The 22,602-nt window shown below is 61.4% G+C and carries 20 protein-coding genes and 3 tRNA genes; 10 read left to right on the top strand and 13 right to left on the bottom strand.

Features of this window, described 5'->3' with window-relative positions:
• Window positions 1-282 precede the first annotated feature (282 nt).
• The 5 genes from VLL26_RS02950 to chrA form a co-directional block, all read right to left on the bottom strand.
• Window positions 283-358 (bottom strand) — tRNA-Glu (locus tag VLL26_RS02950).
• A 282-nt stretch (window positions 359-640) separates the two neighbouring features.
• Window positions 641-772 carry a hypothetical protein gene (locus VLL26_RS02945; protein WP_342319632.1) on the bottom strand — a complete coding sequence of 44 codons (132 nt, stop codon included), beginning with the start codon at window positions 770-772 and terminating at the stop codon, window positions 641-643.
• 108 nt (window positions 773-880) lie between these two features.
• The gene (locus VLL26_RS02940; protein ID WP_342319631.1) at window positions 881-1,441 is read right to left on the bottom strand and encodes an alpha/beta hydrolase-fold protein; all 561 of its coding nucleotides are present in this window, start codon (window positions 1,439-1,441) and stop codon (window positions 881-883) included.
• Window positions 1,442-1,471: 30 nt separating this feature from the next.
• Entirely contained in the window at window positions 1,472-1,630 is a 159-nt protein-coding gene (locus VLL26_RS02935) for a hypothetical protein (protein WP_342319630.1), read from the bottom strand.
• A 10-nt stretch (window positions 1,631-1,640) separates the two neighbouring features.
• The gene (gene chrA, locus VLL26_RS02930) at window positions 1,641-2,873 is read right to left on the bottom strand and encodes a chromate efflux transporter (RefSeq protein WP_342319629.1); all 1,233 of its coding nucleotides are present in this window, start codon (window positions 2,871-2,873) and stop codon (window positions 1,641-1,643) included.
• Window positions 2,874-3,769: 896 nt separating this feature from the next.
• Between chrA and VLL26_RS02925 the strand changes: the two genes are divergently transcribed.
• Window positions 3,770-4,063 carry a hypothetical protein gene (locus VLL26_RS02925; protein ID WP_342319628.1) on the top strand — a complete coding sequence of 98 codons (294 nt, stop codon included), beginning with the start codon at window positions 3,770-3,772 and terminating at the stop codon, window positions 4,061-4,063.
• A gap of 24 nt (window positions 4,064-4,087) precedes the next feature.
• Here VLL26_RS02925 and VLL26_RS02920 read toward each other — a convergent pair whose 3' ends face one another.
• From VLL26_RS02920 to gltX, 4 genes are all read right to left on the bottom strand, one after another.
• A complete protein-coding gene (locus VLL26_RS02920; RefSeq protein WP_342319627.1) occupies window positions 4,088-5,302 on the bottom strand; it encodes an alpha/beta hydrolase in 1,215 nt (404 codons plus the stop codon).
• A gap of 127 nt (window positions 5,303-5,429) precedes the next feature.
• Window positions 5,430-5,502 (bottom strand) — tRNA-Glu (locus VLL26_RS02915).
• Between the two features lie 27 nt (window positions 5,503-5,529).
• Window positions 5,530-5,601, bottom strand: a tRNA-Gln gene (locus VLL26_RS02910).
• Between the two features lie 145 nt (window positions 5,602-5,746).
• Window positions 5,747-7,246, bottom strand: coding sequence for a glutamate--tRNA ligase (gene gltX / locus VLL26_RS02905; RefSeq protein ID WP_342319626.1), 1,500 nt, complete (start codon window positions 7,244-7,246; stop codon window positions 5,747-5,749).
• Window positions 7,247-7,422: 176 nt separating this feature from the next.
• On the opposite strand from gltX, the gene VLL26_RS02900 reads away from it, so the two are divergent.
• Both VLL26_RS02900 and VLL26_RS02895 read left to right on the top strand, forming a co-directional pair.
• Window positions 7,423-9,912 (top strand): choice-of-anchor M domain-containing protein, encoded by a 2,490-nt coding sequence (locus VLL26_RS02900; RefSeq protein ID WP_342319625.1) that lies wholly within the window; start codon window positions 7,423-7,425, stop codon window positions 9,910-9,912.
• Between the two features lie 36 nt (window positions 9,913-9,948).
• On the top strand, window positions 9,949-10,557 hold the full coding sequence (locus tag VLL26_RS02895; protein ID WP_342319624.1) for a choice-of-anchor M domain-containing protein: 609 nt from the start codon (window positions 9,949-9,951) through the stop codon (window positions 10,555-10,557).
• A 19-nt stretch (window positions 10,558-10,576) separates the two neighbouring features.
• Here the strand turns inward: VLL26_RS02895 and VLL26_RS02890 are convergent.
• Window positions 10,577-11,811, bottom strand: a protein-coding gene (locus VLL26_RS02890) for an IS3 family transposase (RefSeq protein ID WP_342319623.1) whose coding sequence is annotated in 2 segments (ribosomal slippage) — window positions 10,577-11,523 and window positions 11,523-11,811 — 1,236 coding nt in all. Because the reading frame shifts where the segments join, the coding sequence is not laid out codon by codon here.
• A gap of 50 nt (window positions 11,812-11,861) precedes the next feature.
• On the opposite strand from VLL26_RS02890, the gene VLL26_RS02885 reads away from it, so the two are divergent.
• The 7 genes from VLL26_RS02885 (at window position 11,862) to VLL26_RS02855 (ending at window position 19,251) form a co-directional block, all read left to right on the top strand.
• Entirely contained in the window at window positions 11,862-12,839 is a 978-nt protein-coding gene (locus VLL26_RS02885) for a choice-of-anchor M domain-containing protein (protein WP_342319622.1), read from the top strand.
• Entirely contained in the window at window positions 12,836-14,338 is a 1,503-nt protein-coding gene (locus VLL26_RS02880; RefSeq protein ID WP_342319621.1) for an anchored repeat ABC transporter, substrate-binding protein, read from the top strand. The genes VLL26_RS02885 and VLL26_RS02880 overlap by 4 nt, the downstream gene beginning before the upstream one ends.
• A 17-nt stretch (window positions 14,339-14,355) precedes the next feature.
• Window positions 14,356-15,258 (top strand): choice-of-anchor M domain-containing protein, encoded by a 903-nt coding sequence (locus VLL26_RS02875; RefSeq protein ID WP_342319620.1) that lies wholly within the window; start codon window positions 14,356-14,358, stop codon window positions 15,256-15,258.
• Window positions 15,255-16,001, top strand: coding sequence for an anchored repeat-type ABC transporter ATP-binding subunit (locus VLL26_RS02870; protein ID WP_342319619.1), 747 nt, complete (start codon window positions 15,255-15,257; stop codon window positions 15,999-16,001). Before VLL26_RS02875 ends, VLL26_RS02870 begins: the two co-directional genes overlap by 4 nt.
• Complete coding sequence (locus VLL26_RS02865; RefSeq protein ID WP_342319618.1) at window positions 16,001-16,849, top strand: anchored repeat-type ABC transporter permease subunit; 849 nt, start codon at window positions 16,001-16,003, stop codon at window positions 16,847-16,849. Before VLL26_RS02870 ends, VLL26_RS02865 begins: the two co-directional genes overlap by 1 nt.
• Window positions 16,846-18,048 carry a choice-of-anchor M domain-containing protein gene (locus VLL26_RS02860; RefSeq protein WP_342319617.1) on the top strand — a complete coding sequence of 401 codons (1,203 nt, stop codon included), beginning with the start codon at window positions 16,846-16,848 and terminating at the stop codon, window positions 18,046-18,048. The genes VLL26_RS02865 and VLL26_RS02860 overlap by 4 nt, the downstream gene beginning before the upstream one ends.
• Window positions 18,049-18,126: 78 nt before the next feature.
• A complete protein-coding gene (locus VLL26_RS02855) occupies window positions 18,127-19,251 on the top strand; it encodes an isochorismate synthase (RefSeq protein ID WP_342319616.1) in 1,125 nt (374 codons plus the stop codon).
• A 51-nt stretch (window positions 19,252-19,302) separates the two neighbouring features.
• Here VLL26_RS02855 and VLL26_RS02850 read toward each other — a convergent pair whose 3' ends face one another.
• Genes VLL26_RS02850 through VLL26_RS02840 form a run of 3 tightly spaced genes read right to left on the bottom strand, consistent with a single transcriptional unit; the run spans window position 19,303 to window position 22,555 of the window.
• Window positions 19,303-20,094, bottom strand: a complete 792-nt coding sequence (locus VLL26_RS02850; RefSeq protein WP_342319615.1) for a fumarylacetoacetate hydrolase family protein — start codon at window positions 20,092-20,094, stop codon at window positions 19,303-19,305.
• A 34-nt stretch (window positions 20,095-20,128) separates the two neighbouring features.
• On the bottom strand, window positions 20,129-20,701 hold the full coding sequence (locus VLL26_RS02845; protein ID WP_342319614.1) for an exonuclease domain-containing protein: 573 nt from the start codon (window positions 20,699-20,701) through the stop codon (window positions 20,129-20,131).
• Complete coding sequence (locus VLL26_RS02840; protein ID WP_342319613.1) at window positions 20,702-22,555, bottom strand: DUF294 nucleotidyltransferase-like domain-containing protein; 1,854 nt, start codon at window positions 22,553-22,555, stop codon at window positions 20,702-20,704.
• Window positions 22,556-22,602 lie beyond the last annotated feature (47 nt).

Below are 22,602 nucleotides of genomic sequence, written 5' to 3'. Positions count from 1 at the left end.
CCTGGGGCAAAAACAGCGCAGCGCCAACGTGGGCCCGACCGGCTAGAGCCCCGCCCGGCTTGGGCGCGCTCACCTTGGGGGCGAAGAAGCACAACGGGGGCTTTAACTCCAACACGGCAGACGATATGGATTCAGCCGCCGTGTTCGAGCGGAATAAGTCTAGGCGCGTAGCCGAGTGCCGCACACCCCCAGCTTCCATTCCACCGCAACAAAAGCAAAAAGATACACCCAGCGAATCCTCACCGGCTGCCCCGTTAGTCAGCGTGGCATCTAACCACGAAGTGGTACCCCGTACGGGATTTGAACCCGTGTTACCGCCGTGAGAGGGCGACGTCCTAGGCCGCTAGACGAACGGGGCTTGTTCCTTTGTCGTTTGCGACTCGTTAAACTTAAAGCACCGTGCCTGAAATCTACAAATCATCAGGCCAGTTACGTTTCTTTATTGCACTCCAATGGCGGGTCCGATGGTGCGCCAACTGGTGCGCATTTCCAATTCGAACAGGCCCCAGGTGTGGGTGCCTTCCGGGGTTTCGAACCAGTCGACGTCAAGGCCTGCCCGGCGCGCTTCAGAGGCGAAGTGTGCCGAGCTGGCGTAGGAGGATCCTTCGATAACCCTGGGGGCACCGAGACGTTTGGTGCGTCAGGACAATCCTGCCCCACCGTCGATTTTTCCGGGCACTCCCATGGAGGCGCCGACAAAGAAGGCTACATTTTTCAGGTTGAGTACTGCGGAGTGTTTCACCCACGCTTCGTTGCCTGGAAGTCCCCACATGTTGAGCGGGTTTCCTCCGTTCATGTCTACGGCTGCGGAGGTCCATGCTCCACCAAGCAGGCCGGTGGTGGCGGGGCAGCCTGAGTAGGATCCAGCGGCGACGAAGCGTTACGGGTCGAATCCCGCGATAGAGATGGCTGGGCCGCCCGACATGGAAATCCCGGCGATTGCGTCGCGGCTAGTGCCGTGGAAGGTGGCGTCGATAAGCGGCGGCAGCTCTTTAGTCATATACGTCAACCATTTGTTGAGACCCGTTTTCGGGTCTTCGCGGTACCAATCGGCCTGCATGGAGGATATGGAACCCTTCGGAGTGACCACGTTGACATGTTTGGTGGCGAAGAAAGACTCGTAATCCGAGGAATTGTGCCACGTAAAACCGCCGCCAGCGCCGTCGGCACCCATCATCAAGTAGAAGGTGGGCCGCGGTTCGGTGCTGTCTGTGCCGCCGGGCAAAAGGATGTCGTTTTTTACCTCACGGCCCATCGACGGTAAAACCTGTGAGCTCATAGAGATCGCCGCGGATGTGTTCAAGCTCAACGAGCTGCCCACCACGCCAACGCCCTGGTACAGCGAGGAACCGAAGATGCCGCGGCCAAGAATGGCCAACAGCAGGGCGGGCACCGCCAGCAGGGGAACCTGCGAAAACACGCTTAAGTGAGCCAAGGGCACACTCGCCCAATCCAACACCGTGGAACCTGTTTAGCTGGGCAACCCCGTGATCACCGAGGACAGTGGGTTGACCGACGACAAACTGTGGTTTTGCGGCGGCAGCGCCTGAGCGCCAGCAGAGACAAGCCCGGGGCTAAGCGCTACTCCAGCGGCAAGAGCGATGGAAAGCGGGCGGGAAATAGTGCCCATTGGGCACACGCTACTGCATGCCCAAGCCAGCACCTGCCCAACCTGCGACCGCAGCAGCAACGACCACAGCCCACGCAGGGGTTCGAAACGCCTGCAAAGCAGCAAACGCGGCAATGGCCAGCGCCATAGTCGCAGGCCCCGTCACACCCGCGGTAAAGACCGGACTGTACAGCGCCGCACCCAAAAGGCCCACCACCGCAGCATTCGCACCAGCAAGCACCCCGGCGGCTGCGCGGTGGTGGCGCAGCCTTTCCCAATAAGGCAGCGCCCCCAACACCAACAGCGCCGCCGGCAAGAAGATCGAGACGGTGGCCAGGGTCGCACCCCACCACCAACTAATGCCCTGCGAGCTGGCCCCCAGATACGAAGCAAAAGTAAACAGCGGGCCGGGCACGGCCTGGGCAGCACCATAACCAGCGAGGAAAACATCGCGGCTGACCAGGTCGGTGGGCACGGTCGCCTGCTCCAAAAGCGGCAGCACCACGTGACCCCCGCCGAAAACCAACGCACCTGAACGGTAGAAGGTGGCCATAATAGCCGCACCCACACCACCTGTTGCGCCAGCGAGCCACGGCAAACCAACCAACAGCAACCCAAAGAGCACAAGGCTGGCAAGCCCGACTGCCTTAGGTACTGGCGAGGCCGCGGCGGGTTCTTGTTGGGCCTGCGGTTTTGTTTTCAGCGCTAACCCCGCCGCAGCGCCACAAGCAATCGCCGCTACCTGGGCCGCCGGGTGCGCGATGAGAAGCACTACCGCCGCTGCCGCCGCCGCAATTAGCGCCCGCCATTTATCCGTGAGCAAATTTTTCGCCATGCCGAAAACAGCGTGGGCCACCACGGCCACCGCCGCCGCCTTCAACCCCACAATCCAACCCGCACCTTCAACATCACCCAGGTATCCAACGCCTAACGCGAAGGCCACCAAAGCCACCACCGAGGGCATGGTGAAGGCGAACCACGCCGCAGCCAGACCCGCATAACCCGCGCGGCGAAGCCCCACCGCCATACCTACTTGGCTCGAAGCGGGCCCGGGCAAAAACTGACACAGAGCAACCAAATCTGCGTACTCGCGCTCCCCCAGCCATTTGCGGCGGGTAACAAACTCCTCGCGGAAATAACCCAAGTGGGCCACCGGCCCGCCAAAGGAGGTCACGCCGAGGCGGAGGAAAACCCAAAAGACCTCCCACAGGCGCCCCCACTTACCGGCTTGGGGCGGTACGGATAAGGATTCGCTGTCTGACACCTAAAAAGAATCGCACACCGCGCATGACCACGCAGCATAAATCTGCCTTTCTAACTGCCTCGGGGATCGGCCCCACCACGCGATGATGCTGACTGTCTAAAGGGCACTAACAATGTTGACCTTGCTCGCCCGCCTTGTGCTCTCAGACCATAGAAATGTCTGACCTATTGTGTGAGGAAAGCAAAAAGCCTTCTCGCTTTCGGGCTGTGAGCACCTTTGATAAGGCAGCGTGATCAGGGCTGCTTGCTGCATCCGTGCTTTCTTCAATCCCCTGCCTGAAATTCACGTTTCCCAGCACCTCGCTTTGCACCGCCTCAAAGGTGCGTTGGTCGAAGTTGCCGCGGATCATCGCTTTTGGCTGCGATGTGCTGGCGTCTGTGTCGCGGCGCAGCCTCGCACTGTGGCTAAGGCGAAAGGGACAACCTGGCCGTCGATGGAAAACACGGAGCCCAAGGTACGGTTGCCGGGGCTGGGTCGGAGGCTGTGCGTGGCTTGTTTTCTCCGCATTTGTGGAAGGCAGTGGGGATAAGGGGGCTAGTTGAGGCCATTTTTATTCCTTGATCTCGCTTGAGAAATAGGAAGTTTTTCGCGCGCCGGTGGTAGGCCTCTTCTTATGCGTCCACGGTTTCGGTGAGTTCGCCTCCAGCAAGCACTTGAAGTTGCGGGACCGGTACTGCACCCAGGAGGAGATTCCACTTGCTTTTCAAATTCCCTTTACGCACTTGAGGTCGCAATGCTTCACGCTGTGGGTTTGGCGCAGGCAGGAAGGAAGTCAGAATACAGCGTACAGCGCCGGTGTGAGATTAAACACCCACACTGAAAACGTATTGAAAATGCCCGGTTCTTTGCCTTTAATGAAAGTGGAATGAAAACGCTATCGCTTTAAAGGAGCACCCATGACTGAGCACAACCCTCACGACAACCACGACCACACCCACGGTGAGAACTGCGGCCACGTCGCCGTCCTGCACCGCGATCACGTCGACTACGTCCACGACGGACATATCCACCGTGAGCATGACGGACACTGGGACGAGTGCGAACCAACGCAACACCACATCCACACCGATCATCCCCATACCCACGGTGAAGGCTGCGGCCACGACGCTATTGCCCACGGCGACCACGTTGACTACATCCACGACGGACATCGCCACGCGCTTCACGACGGCCACTGGTGCGAGCACTAGACATCCACCGCACCCTTAGTTTCACTAATCGACGCCCAAAGCCGGGCCGATCGTTTTCCACGTTGCTGGGAGCTGACGGCGAAACAGCCCCCAGTTATGGGTGCCCTCGTTAAACTCATAAAAATCGACGTCAAGACCTGCTTCGCGCGACCTATCAACAAAATAGCGAGTACAGGTGTACGCGAACTGCTCATCAACAACCAATAGCGGCGCCGGGGAATCTTTCACCGGCTCGTCACTTTCAGCGGGAACACCCCGCGAAGCAGCGGCGAAAACCTTCAAGCCCCGCATGTCCTCCACACGCAACACCGGCGAATGGGCAGCCCACGCCGGGTCCGCCGAGCTGCCCCACATGTTTGTCGGGTCCGCCCCATAAAAGCGCACAGTAGATGATGCAAACGCTTGACCAAACACACCCGTAGTTGACGGGCAGCTCGAATAGGTTCCGGCCACCTTGAAACGATCATCAAGCGTGGCGATAAGCAAAGCGGGCCCACCCGACATCGACATGCCCGCAATAGCATCATTGCCGGTGCCGTAAAAGTGGGCGTCGATAAGCGCAGGAAGCTCCTTAGCCAAGTAGGTCGACCACTTGTACCGCCCGAACTTCGGATCCTCCCGCGCCCAGTCCGCCTGCTGCGAACCAATCGCGCCACGGGGCGTGACCACGTTGATCAACTTATCGCGGAAAAAATCAGGCGCGCCGCCTGCGCCCGTCCACCCGCCGCCGCCCGCGCCGCCGAGGAGGTAAAAGGTCGGGCGCGGCGCGGTGTTGTCCGGCCCTCCCTCCGGCAGGACGAGGTCGTTGGTGATGCTGCGCTGCATCGACGGCGAGTACACCGTAAGCTCCCACAAGTTATCGCGCACGTGCTCAAGGCTGACAAACTCCGCCGGCGGAGCGTCCGGATCGGGGAAGGTGTCGGCGAGATCCACGTCGCTAGAGCCCAGCTTCGAGCTGGTCTCGAAAGCGAAGCGCTCGAAGGAGAGGTAACCGACGAGCCCGCCCATGAGCGCCGAGATGAGCAGCGCGGGAAGTGCCACCGGGTGGATGTCGGAGCGGAAACTGGAAAACGCGGCGGCGATCGAGGAGGCGTCAAGCAGTGTGGAGCCGGTCTCGACAACCTCGCCGGAGGAGAGCGAGGACAAAGCGTTAGCGTCGGGTGCGGTCAGGGTGGAAGCTGTGAGGGCTGCTGCCACGCACAGGGCCACGCCGCGGCGATGAGGCTGAGGCGTTTTCACCCCCAAAACTTTACCTAATAACCACCTTGGAAACTACTTGCCGCTTCCGCAAAACTTGCCGTGTGGTGGGTTCACCCGGTGACGCTAAAGCGCCCAACCCGGAGGACCGGATTGGGCGCTTTCTTTGTACCCCGTACGGGATTTGAACCCGTGTTACCGCCGTGAGAGGGCGACGTCCTAGGCCGCTAGACGAACGGGGCATGAGGACACAGAACTAAGTTCTGCAGCTGGCCTACCTGGACTCGAACCAAGAATGACGGTACCAGAAACCGTTGTGTTGCCAATTACACCATAGGCCATCGTGTTTTAGATCCTGCAGCTCGGGCTTTTCGGCTCGCGCTGCCCTTTCTGAACAACGTGGATTACTATAGCCACCACACTGGCGGGGAGACAAATCGCCAGCTCAGTGTCGTTGGGCGTCATCTGCTAATGTCACGCGCGTTGCTATTGTGCCGCTGGGGCGTACGGCGTCGCTGCGCGCGCTGCGCGCAGGCGGGCCAGGGTGGATTCCCGGCCGAGAAGCTCCATGGACTCAAACAGCGGCGGGGAGATGGCTTCGCCGGAGATGCCCACGCGAAGCGCCCCGAAGGCGGTACGCGGTTTGAGGTCGAGGTCCTCGATGAGCGCTTTGTTCAGCGCGGCCTCGATCTTGGCGGTGGTCCACTCCCCTTCGCCGAGCACCTCGAGGGCGACAATGCCGGCGTCGAGAGGCTGGATCGCGGCCTCCTTGAGGTTTTTGCGCGCGGCTTTGTCGTTGAGTTCGAGGTCGACGTCGGCGGTGACGAGGAACTTGAGCAGGCTGTAGGCGTCGGAAAGCACTTTGATGCGTGTTTGTACGAGGTCGGCTGCGACGGCGAATTTGTCGGCTGGGTAGTCCGCGGGAAAGTCCGTGAACTCGGTGAGGTAGTCGCGCAGGCGCGCGGCGAAGTCTGCTGCTTCAAGCAGGCGGATCTGGTCGGCGTTGATCGCCTCGAGTTTTTTCTGGTCGAAGCGTGCCGGGTTGCCCAGTACGTCGGAGACGTCGAAGGCGGCGACGAGCTCGTCTGCGGTGAAGATGTCTTTGTCGGCGGATAGCGACCAGCCCAGCAAGGCAAGGTAGTTGATCATCCCCTCGGGGATGATGCCGTTGTCGCGGTGGTTAAACAAGTTGGATTCGGGGTCGCGCTTGGACAGCTTTTTGTTTCCTTGGCCCATTACGAAGGGCAGGTGGCCAAATTGCGGGGTGAAGTCTGTCACGCCGATGCGCTTGAGCGCTTCGTACATGGCCATCTGGCGCGGGGTGGAAGAAAGGAGGTCTTCGCCGCGCAATACGTGGGTGATTTGCATAAGGGCGTCGTCGACCGGGTTGACCAGGGTGTAGAGGGGTGCGCCGTTGGAGCGGGCCACCACGTAGTCGGGCTGCGTGTCGGACTTGAAGGTCACCTCGCCGCGAACCAGATCGGTCCAGGTCCAGTCTTGATCCGGCATGCGCAGGCGCCAGACGGGTTTGCGGCCTTCGGCCTCGAAGGCGGCGATTTGGGCCTCGGAAAGTTCGCGGTCGTAGTTGTCGTATCCAAGTTGCGGGTCGCGGCCTGCCGCTTTGTGGCGTTCTTGGACTTCCTCGTTGGTGGAGTAGGCCGGGTAGACCTCACCGGCTTCGATGAGCTTGTCCAGGACTTCTTTGTAGATGTCCATGCGTTGGGACTGGCGGTAGGGCTCGTGTGGGCCTCCCTTGACTACTCCTTCGTCCCAGTCGAGGCCGAGCCAGGTCAGCGAATCGATGATCGCTTGGTAGGACTCCTCGGAATCGCGGGCGGCGTCGGTGTCTTCGATGCGAAACACCAGGGTTCCTTTGGTGTGGCGCGCATAGGCCCAGTTGAATAGGGCTGTGCGCACCATGCCCACGTGTGGGGTGCCGGTGGGCGATGGGCAGAAGCGAACTCGTACGTCAGTCATGTAGGCCATGTTACTTTCCTGCCTGCCGCGTGCTGGTTTGGGAGTCTCGCCGGCGGGGGTAATGAAAATAGTTTTCATCAGTGCAGCTTGGGCGAGGTCACGGGGGTAAAGGCTTAATGGAATCTATTTCCATTAGCTATCTTAAGGCCCATAGCTGACCACCCGACCCGACAAAGAAAGGGACCATGTCCGTGCCTCGCCACCTCCGCGTCGCCATCGCCGCGCTGACTACCGCCGCGCTTATCTCCCCCATCACCGCAGCCGTCGCCACAGCCGGGCCCGACGACGGCAAGACAGTCGCCACCAAATCGCATGTCGACGCCCCCAAAACCTACTGGCAAGGCGACACCTTCGACCTGAAAACCTCCTTCAGGGACACCACCGTCGGCCTCAACGAATCCGTGGTGTGGATTGGTAAAGGCTGGGGCCGAGCAGGCCAAAGCCAGTACCAGTTCACCGTGCCCGAAAACCCGAAAATGTCCTTCTTGGGCGCCCCCGGCGACACCGTCTACTCCGCCCCCGCTGTCAGCTCAGGCAACCACGACCCGGTCTGGCTCGGCTTCGGCGCGGACACCGACATTCCCGTTGACACCTTCCGCGACGGCTACGCCACACTCGACTTGGTATCCGTCGACGGCCCGGGCCGAGTAGACATGTTCACCTGGTACGACGATCCGGCTGGTTTCCGCCACATGCTTTCCTCGGCCAGTGACGGACCCCGCTCAGCTCTTTTAACCGCCGGCACGCACACCCACAACTACACCACCTTCACCAAACCTGGCCGCTACGCTTTGACGTTTCGCACGGTTGCGCGCGACACCCACGGCAAGCTCATTTCCTCGCAGCTTTCCACGCTCGCCATCCAGGTCGGCGGGCAGCAGCCGCGAGAGACTCCGACCCCGTCCACCCAGCAACGCTACGAGGCCGCTCCCGCCGGCAACCTCACCGACGCGGACTACACTTTCTCCGCCGCCGCGCTGCCTCAACCTTCACGCGACGGCGATAACAACCTCACCCGCCTGAGTTTTACTTCGAAGGACAGCACGTTAAAAGGCACGCTGACTTTGCTTATCGACGGCCACTTCCTCACCGACCTCCCAGTCGACAACGGCGAGGCCACCTGGGATGAGATGCTGGTCCCCGAAACCTCCCAATTGCAGGCCGTGTTCACCCCGGCAGGTGAAGGTGCGCGCTGGTCCTCACCGGCCCTTACCGTCGAGACGGGCCGAGAGTCCTCTGTAAGTTCCAGCGCGGGCGAAGCCGCGATCATGGAACCGACACAGCCTGAGATCAACACAGATTTGGCCCTTGAGCCTCACGAACTGGTAGACACTTCCTTTACCGCGGAGATCACCCCGGCGGAAGAAGACGGCTACACCCGTGTCACGCTCGACTTCGATGACTCGACTTTCCGCGGCTTTTTGCGCGGTGGGATCTATACGGACGCCGATTCCACCTATTCTGATGAAGCCTTTGAAGCCACCATCGAAAACGGCCATGCTGAGTTTCTCTTTGAAGACGACGGCGACCTCGACACCAGGCAGGTACGCCTGATTGTTTTGCCCCACCCCACGATGAACGCAACCGCACACACCGTGGCAATGGAAAAGCCGCACGAGGCGGGGGTGAAACAGACGCTACGCGCAAAGCTGGAACGCAAAGAGGCTTCGACGAGCGCGGACGCCCCCAAGCCGCTGACCTGCCACGGCGCTTATGTCCTCGACCGCGGCCACGTGGACATTAAAGCCACCGGCAGTAAAGACAGTTTCGGTCTGGTGCTCAAAGACGAGACGGGGCTGATCGAACGCGGCGCGCACGATCGCGCGCTTTCCGACGTCGTCCTCGGCGCCCACGACAACTCCCGCCAGACCCGCAAGGGCTCCCTCCTGCTCGACCCTGCCCTGGATTACCTGGGCAAAGAGGGCTCCGAGTTTTACCTGCTGCCGATGACGCAAAACCCCGACGTGATTTGGCCGGGCTACAACACCCAAGACATCGACTATTCGCTGATCGACGGCACCGTCGATCTCCACATCGAACCAACCAGCGCCCCGACAGGCGGCCACATGGGCATGTTCCTAGTCAAGGGGCTGGGCAACGAGATTGAGAACCTGCTCAGCACCAAAGACGGCGACACCGTCATCGAAACGGCCTACGCCACCCACACCCACACCAACTGGGCATTTACCAAACCGGGCATCTACACCTTCGACACGTGGTACTCGGCAAAAGCCAAAAACGGCACCGCACTGACCTCCGCGAAGCAAACCCTCACCATCGCCATCGGAGACGCCGCAGTAAAAGACTGCCAGAACCCGACCGAGCCGAGCACGAAGCCGACCGAGCCGAGCACGAAGCCGTCCGAGCCGAGCACGAAGCCGTCCGAGCCGAGCACTAAGCCGTCCGAGCCGAGCACGAAGCCGTCCGAGCCGAGCACGAAGCCGACCGAGCCGAGCACCAAGCCGACCGAGCCGAGCACCAAGCCGACCGAGCCGAAGCCCTCGGAGAAACCACAACCTCCGAAGATGCCGGAACTGTCAGGCGAGCCCTCCGATGTACTCGTCGTGCTCGCGTGGCTGATGAGCGCCGCCTTCGCCGGTGCCGTGGTCTACTTCCTGATCAATAAAGCCCCCGCCCTTCAGGAGCTGATCCGCCCCTACCTGCCCCGCTTCTAGCCAAGCATCCGTTCGCAGAGAACAGAAAGGTTTTACATGCTTAGCACCCGCCGTCTGCCTGCGGTCGCTGCTTTCATCCTCGCGTTAATCCCCACAATCGTTTTCGGTGCCGCCTCGCCTGCACAAGCAGACACTGTCGTGTTCGACACCGGACACGTCGACGCCTTCCACGTCACTGCACCCGGGAATGCCCTCGAGCTGGACATGAAAGAGGACGTCACCGGGTCTGCGGTACGCCGCTCACCAGAGTCCGTGATCCTCCACGTAGCTGAGGCCGCCTGGTCGGAGGAGACTTCCGCGGTGCCTGGAATCGACCGGGCCACCTACTACCTTCCGCAAACGCAACAAGCGGATCTGATTTGGCCCGGGTGGGATACCCAATCTGTCGCCGGTGCGGGGTTTAGCACCATCGACCTCAACTTCAAGCGGGTCAGCGGCCCCGGCGAGATCTACATTTTCGAAACCGGCGGTTTAGGAGGCATCAACTCTGTCGTGGCAGACGGATCCCTCCACCTTTCCTCCGGCACCACAATCACCCAAGCTAACCCGGCGCACCGCCACATCAACTGGGCATTTACCGAACCCGGCCAATACACCATGGAGGTCTCCGCCTCCGGCACGAACACTTCCGGTACCACGGTGTGAAGTGCCCCGGGTTTTGTTCCTAGGCATGTGCCTTGATTTCCATTATGTCCTGAGCTGAGCTTTTGCTCCAAAATTCTGATTCAACCTCCGCCGGCGTGCGGTAGTCTAGGGACTGGTGGAGCCGTGATTCGTTCCACCAATTCACCCATTCAAACGTCGCGATTTCCACCTCGACAACGTCCGCCCACCTCCGAGTTTGAATGAGTTCATTCTTGTAGGAACCGTTAACGTTTTCAGCCAGAGCATTGTCGTAGGAGTCACCGACCGTCCCAGTAGACGCAGCGATCCCGTGCTCACCCAGACGCTCGTTGTAGATGATGCTGACGTATTGCGAGCCGTGGTCCGAATGGTGAACTAGACCTTCGGTTTTCTTCGCACACACAATCGCTTGGTTCAGCGCCTGCAGAGGCAACGCCTCGGTACGCATCGAGTCTGACAACGCCCACCCGACAATCCTGCGGGAATACACATCAGTGACAAATGCGGTGTAGACGAAGCCTTTCCGCGTGCGCACATAGGTGATGTCAGCCACCCACAGTCGGTTGGGGCTTGGCGCTCTGAATTCACGATTGACCAGATCAGGTCGCACATCCGGCCCCTTCGGCTTGCGGGTCGTGCGAGGTGCACCTCCTTTGCCTTTGCCGGACAGACCGGCCAGGCGCATCAGGCGGGCGGTCTGCTCGCGGCCGATATGAATGCCTTCACGTCGAAGGGCACGCCACATTTTCCGCACGCCGTAAACGCCGTAATTGTTTGCGTGAACCTGGCGAACATGCTCCATGACAGCTGCGTCACGAAGTGCGCGGGCACTTAAGCCCCGGGCTTTCGACTGCCTGTAACCACGCGAGGTAATGAAGCCACCTTCACGATTATTCTTTAACGTCGCACAGATGAACTCGACCGTGAAACGATCCCGATAGTCGTCGACGAACCGGATCATTTCCGACGTGTTGGGCCGAGTTCCGATGCGAAAAAAGCCGAGGCAGCTTTCAACAGCTCGTTGGTGTCACGTAGCTCCTGAACTTCGCGCCGTAGCCTGGCGTTTTCAGCAGCCAAGTCTTCAGGCAAATGATCAGGGACTCGTCCGTCGCGGCGAGCAGCCTGCGTCCACTGTCGGGCTGTGTGCCACGAGACACCCAGTTTGGGTGCGACAGCCTGACATGCGTCTTGCATCGAAAGATTTTCCGCCACGATACGGTCTTCAACGAGACGGACAACGCGGTCCTTCGCATCCTGGTCAAATTTCCTCGGCATGTTCCAGATTTTCCCATCTACTCAAACGGAACAAAACCTGGGGCACTTCAGTGGAAAGCAACACCGCCACCTACACCTGGACGGTGGGCAACGACAACGCCACAACCACCGCCAACACCAGTGCGAAAAGCAGCACCAACGAGAACAACGGCCCAGACGCCAGTGCACGATCCAGCACTGAGAGCAACGCCGCACTTACCCCTAGCCACTCCGTGCAAGCGCGCGATGCAGGCGGGCAGGGGCAGGTGGACGTCGAAAAGCAAGCCGCACCTGATAATGCCTGCGTGCCAGGTTTGGTGCCACTGATCAAAGACGACCGCCGCGTGCCTGCAACGTGGGCCAGCCCTCAATCCCTAGAGTTCTCCCTCGGCCCTACGGCGAAGAAATCGCTGCCCTCCGCCGTAGGGCCCGTGCCCGCCGGTGAAGTATGGATGATCGGCGCAACCCAGGAGCCCGGCGTGCCGTGGCTTGGCGCAAACACCCAACACCCCAGCATGCTGGAAGCAGGTCTAGGTCCCGTCACCTGGGAGCTTGTCTCTTTCGACGGCCCCGGCGCGATGAGCGTTTACACCCAAGGGGGGTTAGGCCAAATAGTCGGCGAAGAATGGTTCAACGCCGACAACGGCCGTGGCTTTGGAACCCACACCATCGCCCCAAACTCACACGTCCATCCCGTGTGGCTGTTTAGCGCGCCCGGTACCTACAAGGTGGGCATCAAACAGTCGGCAAGCAAAGACGGAAAAACCTATTCCGGCGCTGGGGTGCTGACCTTCCACGTCGGCGGCGGCGCCAGCGCAGCAAACGATGGACACTTCGACCTCGGCGCAGAATTTAACGCGGCTGGCGGCGACTGCGGCGCCGCAGGTGTGGGCGGATCGTCCAACGCCTCCCAAAACGCGAAGGGCACTTTGGCGCAGACTGGTTCCACCTTCATGACCCTTCCCTACGCCGCACTCGGGCTGGGCATGATTGCGCTCGGAGCCGGTGTGGTGCGCCTGGCCGTGCTGACAGGCAGGGCGAAAAAGTGAGGCTTCGCACTGTTTTACCCGGCCTCGCTGCCGCCGTCGCTATCATCAGCGCGGCGGCCTTTGGCCTGTCTCAAACTGCAGCGCCCGCCGCTGATCCAGCTCCGGACACCCCGCTAGTGGTCGCCACCACGCCAATTATCACGGATCTGGCGCGCAACGTCGCAGGCGAGCGCGCCCACGTGCGCGGGTTGATGCCGCCGAGCGCGGACCCGCACACCTTCGAACCGGGGCTGCGGGCGGTACGCGACATCGCAAACGCCGCCCTGGTGCTGACCAATGGGCTGCTACTCGAGCCGACGTCGCTCGCAGCCACGGTGTCTAGCACCGCACAAGACAACACCCCGGTTGTTCCGGTGGCTGAGAAAATTACCAACCACGGCGGCGAGTTGATTCCCCTGGTAGAAAACGCCTCCCTTGATACGGTGTGGCTGGGGCTGCGCAGCGCCACTGACTTAGCCGCAACCACCCCCGTCGACCTTCGCCTCAGCCAAGCCGACGGGCCAGGCGACGCCGCCGCCTATATCACCACCACCTTCGGCCGCCCGGAGGTGCTGTTTAACACTGCAGACGGAATAAACCAGTCAGATTCAGTGCAGTTGCCTGCCGGGGCACACACCCACGTTTCCTGGGCTTTTTCCCGCCCCGGCAAATACACACTGCGCTTTGAAAGCGGTGCCGCGAAGGCAGATGTGACAATCGCTGTCGGGGTGGACGCAAACACGATTGCAGCAAACACCAACGCCGACGTGATTGACTCCGGGCACGTCGACATTACCGCCGGCAAGCGCATCACCCTGGTGCGCGATACCCCGCTGGGTGGGCGCGAAGAACTCTCACCGGACTCCGCCATCATCGCGGTGCCCTCCACCACCTTGCAGCCGATCCCAGGCGACCCGCAGTTTCGCTTCCTAGGCAGGCCCGGCACGGAGACATACCTGCTGCCGCAGGCAGTGTTGGGCAAACACATCCACGGCGAGATAGACCCCCACGTGTGGCACGACGCCGCAGCGGCTGCCGCCATGGTGGAAGAAATCCGCGACGAGCTGATCCGTGTGGACCCCGCCGGCGCCGCCCACTACCGCAACAACGCCGAAGCCTACTTAAGGCGCGTTGCCGCAGCAGACACCTACGTGCGCGACAAAATCAACTCAATTCCGAAAGAAAAACGCTACCTGGTGACTACCCACCACGGCTACGCCTACCTCGGGCGTGCCTACGGAATAAAGATCGCGGGTTTTGTCAGCCCCAACCCTTCCGTGGAGCCGACTCCACGCGATGTCATGGCACTCTCTCGCACCTTGGAAAACCTACAGGTTCCGGCTGTTTTTGTGGAGCCGACACTGGCCCACACGCCCACTACCCTGACGCAGTCCGCCGCAACACACGGAGTTGAGGTCTGCCCCATTCACGGAGACACCCTCGATGACAGCGCCCCGACATACCTCGAATTGATGACAACTAACGCCGACAGCTTGGCTTTATGCCTGAGCAAACGGTGAGAAAGGACATGATGAAGATGCGCACGCCACTTGCAATAATTGCCGCCGCGGGACTGCTCGTGGGTTCAGCACCTTTGGGGGTAGCTCCTTGGGCCGCAGGCCAACAGGCACCCATCGACCCGGCACTGACCCAACACGTCGACGCCGCCGAGCATGTCGCACCCCCGGGCGAGTTAACCACCATCGACTCGGGTCACGTGGACTTAGGCCCAATGCTCGCCCCTTCCAAGGGGCTGTTCGCCCGCGATGATACCGCCACCTCACCTGTGTGGCGCCACCTCGACGACGTGGTTTTTTACGTCTCAAACGCCGCTGCCCAGCAGTTACCCGCAGGCGATGAGTTCGCTTTCGTCGGCGCCGCGCCCGGTGAAACCGTGTGGGTTGTGCCGCAAACGGAGGTCGCCGGGGTGCCGTGGCTTGGGTGGAACACGCAGTCGCCGTCGCTGCTTAACGCCGCCGATCAGGGCGTGACTTTTGAATTTGCTGGCCACCAGGGCCCGGGTGATTTCAGCCTGTTTTTGCAAAACGGCGGTTTCGAACCACCCCAGGTGCTGTGGTTAAGCTCCGCTGATTCAACCCAGACGTTTTGGGCGCAGCTCAACACACACACCCACGCCAACTGGGTGTTTACTGAACCCGGCATACATAAGGTGGCGCTTACTATCACCGCACCACTCAACGACGGCACTGAGTTCACCGACACCCAAATCCTCACCTTCGCCGTGGGCGAAAACACCGATCCGGCCGCCGCGCACTTTACTGAATGGGAAGGTGCTCTGCCTGAGACTGCCGCAGCCGAGGAAACCTCTTCTAAATCCGGCGCTGGCACAGTGGTGTTTTTCGCCGTAGCTGGGCTGCTGCTGGCCGTCGTCATCGGCGGACCTTTGGTGGCTCTACGCCAGAAGGCGGCGCGCCGATGAGCTTGTTGCGCATAGATAAGGTCAGCGTTTCGCTTTCGGGCCGTCCGGTGGTCAGCAACACCAGCCTGCGGGTGGCTAAGGGCGAGTTTGTGGGCCTTTTGGGCCCCAACGGTGCAGGCAAAACCACCCTTTTGCGCGCCGTTCTCGGCCTGGTGCCAGCCACTGAGGGTGGGGTTGATATTGCGGGCCACACCGGCAAGGCGCTAAGGCGCCTGGTTGGTTACGTTCCGCAACGCCACGATGTGGCCTGGGACTTCCCCATCGACGTTCGCGCGGCTGTGCTCGGCGGTCGCACGGGGTTAATCGGGTGGCTGCGCCGGCCCAGCGCCGCAGATCACGAGGCCGTCGATGACGCTCTTGCGCGGGTGCGCTTGACGGAGCTAGACCACCGCCCCATCGGCGAGTTGTCCGGCGGGCAACGCCAACGGGTGCTTGTTGCCCGGGCCCTGGCCACTCGCCCTCGCCTTTTGCTTCTCGACGAACCCTTCACCGGACTCGACATCCCCAGCACCGAGCAGCTTCTTGACCTGTTCGGCGCACTCGCCGCGCAAGGCACCGCAATAGTCATGTCCACCCACAACCTTGCCGAGGCAGTCCACACCTGCAGCAGGATCGTACTTTTCAACCGCACCGTGATCGCCGACAGCGCCACAGATGATCTTAGCGAGCCTTCCCCCTGGATGGACACCTTCGGTGTGCGTCCCGGCTCCCCTCTTTTGGCGTCCGTGGGGGTGAGCTCCTAATGCTGTCCATCGCTGATTTCCTCCACGACCTCACCAACCCCTCGCTGAGCTTTCTGCCCCGCGCGTTGTTAGTGTCATTGATTTCCGCAATTGTGTGCGCCGTAGTTGGAACCCATGTGGTGCTGCGCGGCATGGCCTTTATCGGCGACGCCGTGGCACATGCCGTCTTTCCCGGCATCGCGGTCGCCTTCGCACTACAGTTTTCCCTTCTTGCCGGGGGCGCACTCGCCGGCGCGGCAGTAGCGGTGCTCATCGCCGTGTTCTCCCAACGCCGCCGCATTAAAGAGGACACCGTCATCGGGATCTTCTTCGCCGCCAGCTTCGCCCTCGGAATCATCCTCATTTCTCGCGTACAGGGCTACACCGCGTCGCTGACAAACGTGCTTTTCGGCTCAATTACCGGTGTCACAGAGCGCGACATAATGGTGGCGGCGGTTGTGGGGGCGTCGATAAGCGGGCTGCTTTTTGCCCTGACCCCGCAGCTCACCGCGGTCGCGCTGGACCGCGAAACCGCCCGCGCCATGAACTTGCCTGTCTTTGCGCTTGACCTCGTGCTCTACCTCGCCGTGACCGCAGCGGTGGTGATTTCGGTGCGCACCATCGGCAACATTCTCGTGCTCGCACTGTTGATTACCCCAGCGGCCGCCGCCCGCCTTCTCACCGACCACTTACACACCATGACGGCGCTGGCCGCCGCGATCGGCGCAGTCTCCGCGGTGGTGGGCATCTACCTATCGTGGGCACTCGACCTGCCCACCGGCGCCACCATCGTGCTGAGCGTCACCGCTGTCTTTCTCGCCGCGTGGCTTATCGCACCCGCGCGCCACAACCGGAAAGGAACCCCATGACCCGCCTCGCTGCCGCACTAACCGTCGCAGCACTGAGCTTTCCGCTTCTCAACGTCCCCGCAGCACTCGCCGCTGAAACCTGCACCGCTGACCACACTGTCAACGTCGGCCACATCATCCGCAGCGGACACCAAGACATCCACGTGCTCGCAGGCAACGACGTGGTAGTCCGTGACGAAGGCACCGACCGCACCTCCGGTAGCTTCAGTATCGCCGTGCCCGACACCACCCTGCGCGCAGGCGGACCGGCACCCCTCGGCGCAGCCTTTCACGCCATCGACCAGGCACAAACCGCCGGGGTGCCGTGGCTCGGCTTTTCAACCGAGGACATCTCCACCCCCGCCACCTTCTCTTTCGCCTCAGTCCAAGGCCCGGGCCGCGTCCTTGCCTGGCATACCAAGCTCAGCACCACAATTGATTTTCTGCTTGACAGTGCCGATCCGGCTTCGGCCTACACACTTGCCGCGGGGCGCCACGACCATGTCAACTGGGCGTTTACCCAACCCGGCGCCTACCGCATTGTCATGAAGGTCGAAACCGACACAACCGCCGAGATTGAGTTTTTCGCCCTCGTCGGGGACAAAACCATCAACGACGCCGCAAACGGGCAGGTAAGTATCCCCTGTTCCTCTCAGCGCCTCCCGGACGAGGGGCCCGAACGCCTCGCCGCCGAAATCAACGACATCGGACGCGAATTTACGGCGTTGGACAAACAATGGGGCACTTTCAACCGCCATATCGACGAGATCCTCAGCGCATCGACGAGCACCAGCACCGCCCAACCCACCCCCACCCAGCGCGCTGCGGCAAAAAACACTATCCCACCAAGCGCACAGCCCACCACCTCGACGCCTGCGCCCCAGGGCAACCCTCCGCGAGAAACAATGCGGGGTGCGGCGGGCCCGTCGCGCGTTGCGAAGAAAACGGAAAATACATCCGCAAAGAACACGGCAGCGAAACGCTCCGCTGCTGCCGCCGCACAGGCAACGAAGCGGGACTCCACACCAACCCCTGCCCCCTCTGTTTTGCAGCAGGCAGGATCGCCTCCTGCACAGCCGGCATCCATTGAGGCGGCGCAGGCAGGCGGGTGGCGCTCGCAGAACTGGTGGGCTGGGCTTAGCACAGGAATCGGCATCACCACGTTCATCGGTGGTGTGGCCCTGCTCGCCTTCGCCCGCAGATTGCTGCCTTCCTCTTAGCCACACCACAAGACGCAGAAAAAGTGGAAGCGGTGCTTAGATTAAGGCGGCCGGGGCGAGGTATTACACTGTCTCCCCATGTGTGCCTACCGTCCCGCGAGCGCCCCGGACTTCCTTTTGTCCCGGGCGCACGGTTCTGTACGCACCCAGGGCTCCCGCGAGACATTTACCGATGTTTTCACAGCCATTGACGCCCTAGAAAAAGGCCGCGTCGACATGATTGTCGGCGCGTTGCCTTTTGAAACGGGGGCGCCCGCGGCACTGACCGTGCCGGAAAGAATAATCCGCGAAGACGGCCCCCTTGAACCCCACTCCTACTACCGGCAAGGTGAAGGTTCAGTTCTGCACGCCAGCATCACCGGCTACGACCCGGAGCCGGAAGAACATTTGCGCCGAGTAGAAGCCGCCGTAGGGACAATCCAAGCCTCAAGACTGGGCAAGGTCGTCCTCGCCCGCGCCGTCGACCTCAGCTTCGACCCGCCCGTCGACCCGCTTTTAGTCGCGGCGCGTCTCATTGACAACTCCTACCACCGCGATGGCTTCATCGCTGATCTCACCCCTGCTGGTCGCCCCGGCAACATGCTGGTCGGCTCCTCCCCCGAAGTTCTTGTGCGCCGCCACGGCCGGACCGTGTCCTCCTACCCGATGGCCGGATCTGCCCCGCGCACAGGAGTAGAAGCCGCTGACCGCGAAGCCGTCGAGAAGCTTTTAAGCAGCGCCAAGGATCTTGAGGAACACCAGTTTGTCGTCGACCATCTGCGCGAGAAGCTCGAACCCTACTGCGAAAAGCTCGATATCGCACCGCGGCCGCAGATTACGCGCACCAACGAAATGTGGCACCTGGCTACCCCGGTGGTGGGCACGCTGAAGAACCCGGAAATGACCGCTTTGGAGCTCGCGGTGCATGTTCACCCGACACCGGCGATTTGTGGCACGCCGACGCACGCTGCTGAAGCTCTCATTACGACCGCGGAATCCGACCGCGGTTTCTACGCCGGGGCGGTGGGCTACACCGACGCCAGCGGTGACGGCGAATACATGGTTGCCATTCGCTGCGCAGAAGTCGCAGGCGACGGGGCCTCGGCACGCGCGTGGGCGGGAGGCGGCATAGTCGCCGACTCCGACCCGCAAGCAGAGCTCGATGAAACCACCGCGAAACTGCGCACCATCATGCGTGCGCTCGGGCTCCAGCGGCACCTTTAGCGCAACGACCGCCACGCCGACAGGGGCGACGCTGTTGCCCGCACTGCCCGGCTAGGCGCGCTCGACCGGGTTGCCCAGGGAGCCGATGCCGGGGATTTCCACCTCAATGTAGTCGCCCGGGACCATGGGGGCGGTGCCTGCGGGCGATCCTGTGCAAATCACGTCGCCGGGCAGCAACGTAAAGGAGGCGGTGATGAATTCAATGATCTCGCCCAAATCCATGATCATTTGATCCGAATTGGAGTTTTGCTTAGTTTCTCTGGTGCCGTCGTGGGTGAGGTGGGCTTTGATGGGCAGGTCGGAGAAATCGAACTTGTCTAAGTCAGTCTCAATCCAAGGGCCGAGCGGGCAGAAAGTGTCGATGCCCTTCGCACGCGCCCACTGACCGTCGGCGAACTGCAGGTCACGCGAGGAGACATCGTTGACGATTGTCACTCCACGCACAACCGACCTCCAGTCTGCGGCCTTGACATTTTTGCAAGGCTTGCCGATAACTAAGGCCAGTTCACCTTCGAACTCCACCCGTGTGGCAAACTCCGGGATCTTGATCGGGGCGTGCGGGCCAATGACCGCCGTGGGCGGTTTGAGAAACAGGGTCGGTGGGAGGTGCTCGGAAGACTGCTTGAATACCTCCGCCACGTGGTCGGCGTAGTTGCGGCCGATGGCCACCACCTTCGACGGCAGCATGGGGGCAAGCAGACGTACCTGATCCAAAGACCACTGTTTGCCCGTGTACTCCGGTTCAGTAAAAGGCGTGCCCGCGATCGCCTTCGCCGTGGTTGCCTCATCACTGATGACTGCGAAGGTCATCCCTTCGGGTGTCGCAATTCTTCCAAAACGCATGGAGATGAGCTTACCTATTCTTCACAGTCGTGTATCAGTAAGGCGAGCTGCTTAGCGCAAGATACAGCTCAGCGCACGCGATGGCGTCGTTTAACGCATTGTGGTTGCCGTACCAAGGAAGTCCGTAGCGCTCCCGCACACGCGCCAGGCGCAGGTCCTCACCACGTGGGTAGGTGCCCATCCGCTCCATGTGACGCCGCTCCATCACGAAGGTGTCTGCCACATCGGCCTCGCGGATTTTCCATTTCTTGCCGTAGGTCCGCTTCATTGCCGCGCCAAGAAAGCCCAACTCCATCTGCGCAAAGTGCGCAAGCAGGCGCCGGTTGGCGAGGTCTTTTTCGAACTCTTCGAGGATGTGCGCAAGTTCCACACCATCTTTTTCGATGTCTGCATCGGTCACACCGTGCAAGGTCGCTGACTCCCCTACCTGGGCGCCAGCCACGAGGAAGTGCCGTGCCCCGGACAGGTCGATCACGCGACCGTTGACGGGCACCCAACCCACCGAAATTAGTTGGTCGCGCTCCGGTTTCAGCCCGGTTGTTTCCACGTCGACGGCGAGCAGGCGGGTGGGATCAGCCGCACCGCGTGCAGAAAACAAGTTAAACATCTACACCGCCCTCACCGGGTATTGGCTGCTTAAAGCAGACTGCAGGGACTTAATCACCCCGAAAGCGTCGCGCAGCGCGTCACGGTCGCTGCCGGATAACTGCTTCGGATCGATGTGGTAATTCGGGCGTGTCCCTTCGCGTACCTGCTTGGACTGCTGCTGGAGAGCCAGGTTGGACAGGTACTCGTAGGCGCCGATGAGATCATCTGCTCCACGTTGGGACAAACTGCTGCCTGCCGAGGCGCGGATCCGCGACAAAGTGTCCACCTCGGAGACACCTGTGGTGATTGCGTAAAGGCGCGCCATTTGCACCACCGCCGCGGTGCCGCCGCGTTTGACATCAAGGGTGTCGGCGTATTCTCCGCTGCGTTCCACCACCAGACCCCGAAAAAATCCCAGGGGTGGTTCGCGGAAGGTGGCCAAGGCCGCCAGGTGGGTGTGGAGGCGCTTGGAACCTCGCGCTGCCGTCAGCGCCGCCTGGTGGACGCGCTCAGACATTTGTTTGTCGCCGACCATGCAGCGAAAGTCGAAAAAGACTTGGGCGTAGAGCAAAGCATCCGGTTTCGGGGCGGTGACCCAGCCGTGGAAGGTGCGGTCCCACTCGTCGACGGTCATGCGCCACTGCGGGTTCATCGCCATCATGTCACCCGGGCACAGCACCTGACCGGCCGCATCGAGCCCCCGGCAGACAAATTCAGTTAACTGCGCGAAGTACTCCCCGTGTTTCTCCTCGTCGTAGGAGTTGTCTAGCACCAAAGCGTTGTCCTGGTCGGACGCGGGACCCATTTCGTGGCGGGCCTGCGAGCCGACCGCCACGAAGGCGAAAGGAATTGGGGCCGGGCCGAACTTCTCTTGGCCGAGCACGAACAGGCGCCGCGCCACGGCATCGGCGATGCTGGTCAGCAGCCGTTGAGTTTCGAAGGCGGAGGCGCCACGTTCCATAAAGCGGCTGGCGATCTCCGCCGCACGCACGTAGGCGTCTTTGAGATCTTCCAAGCTGGCCCGGTCGACTGCGGCGGCGAGGAAGATCGGGTTGGCCCGCAACGGGCGCATAATGTCTGTTCCGGTGACAACGCCGACGAGCCCGTCGCCGCCTTGCACTGGTAGGTGGTGTACTCCACGCTCGCTCATCAGCAGCATCACCTCGAACACGAGGGTTTCTTCGCTGACCGTAAGGACCGGGGAAGTCATCACCTGCGCGACGGGGGTGTCTGGGTCGATCTTGCGGGCAACGACCCGCGAGCGCAGGTCGCGGTCGGTGAGGATACCTAGTTCTTCGCCGCCTTCGATCACGATGGAGGAGACGTGGTTTTCCACCATGTGCTGCGCGGCTTGCGCAATGCTTGCCGACGCCCCAATGCTGACCACTCCTTTACCGGAGAGCAGCTCCCTGACGGGGGTGCGCATGACGTTGGCTTCTTCGTGCTCTTTGCGCAGTTCGTCGGCAGCCGCGCGAATCCGCCTCGACTGCGACAAGAAGTATCGCTCAAGGAACGGGTGCTGCGCGAGGAGTTCGCGGAAATGCTCCCGCGGAAGCATCAGCAAAAGGCTGTCTTCTACCGCGGTCATGGTGTAGCGGGAGACGGGGTCGTCGAAAAGCGAAGAATAGCCGAAGTTGCGGCCCGCGTCGCGGCGGTCCAACAAGATCTCCTGGCTATCGGAGACGTCTACCGCACCAGAGCGGATCACATACAGGGAGCTGTTGTCCTCGCCGGCGCGAATGATCACCTCGCCACGGCGCACATAGGTTATGCCCATCTGTGCTGGTAGCTGGTTGAGAACGTCCTCAGGCAGGCGGGCGAAAGGCTCGTGGTTGGCAAGAAAGGCCGCGATCTCGACCAATTCAACATTCATACCCCAACTCTAACCCGGCGCAACCCGTTGAACGGGCGTCTTCAGGC

The organism is Corynebacterium sp. BD556, assembly GCF_038452275.1.
In the GTDB taxonomy this organism is placed as follows: domain Bacteria; phylum Actinomycetota; class Actinomycetes; order Mycobacteriales; family Mycobacteriaceae; genus Corynebacterium; species Corynebacterium mayonis.
This window is presented reverse-complemented; position numbering and strand designations above follow the sequence as displayed.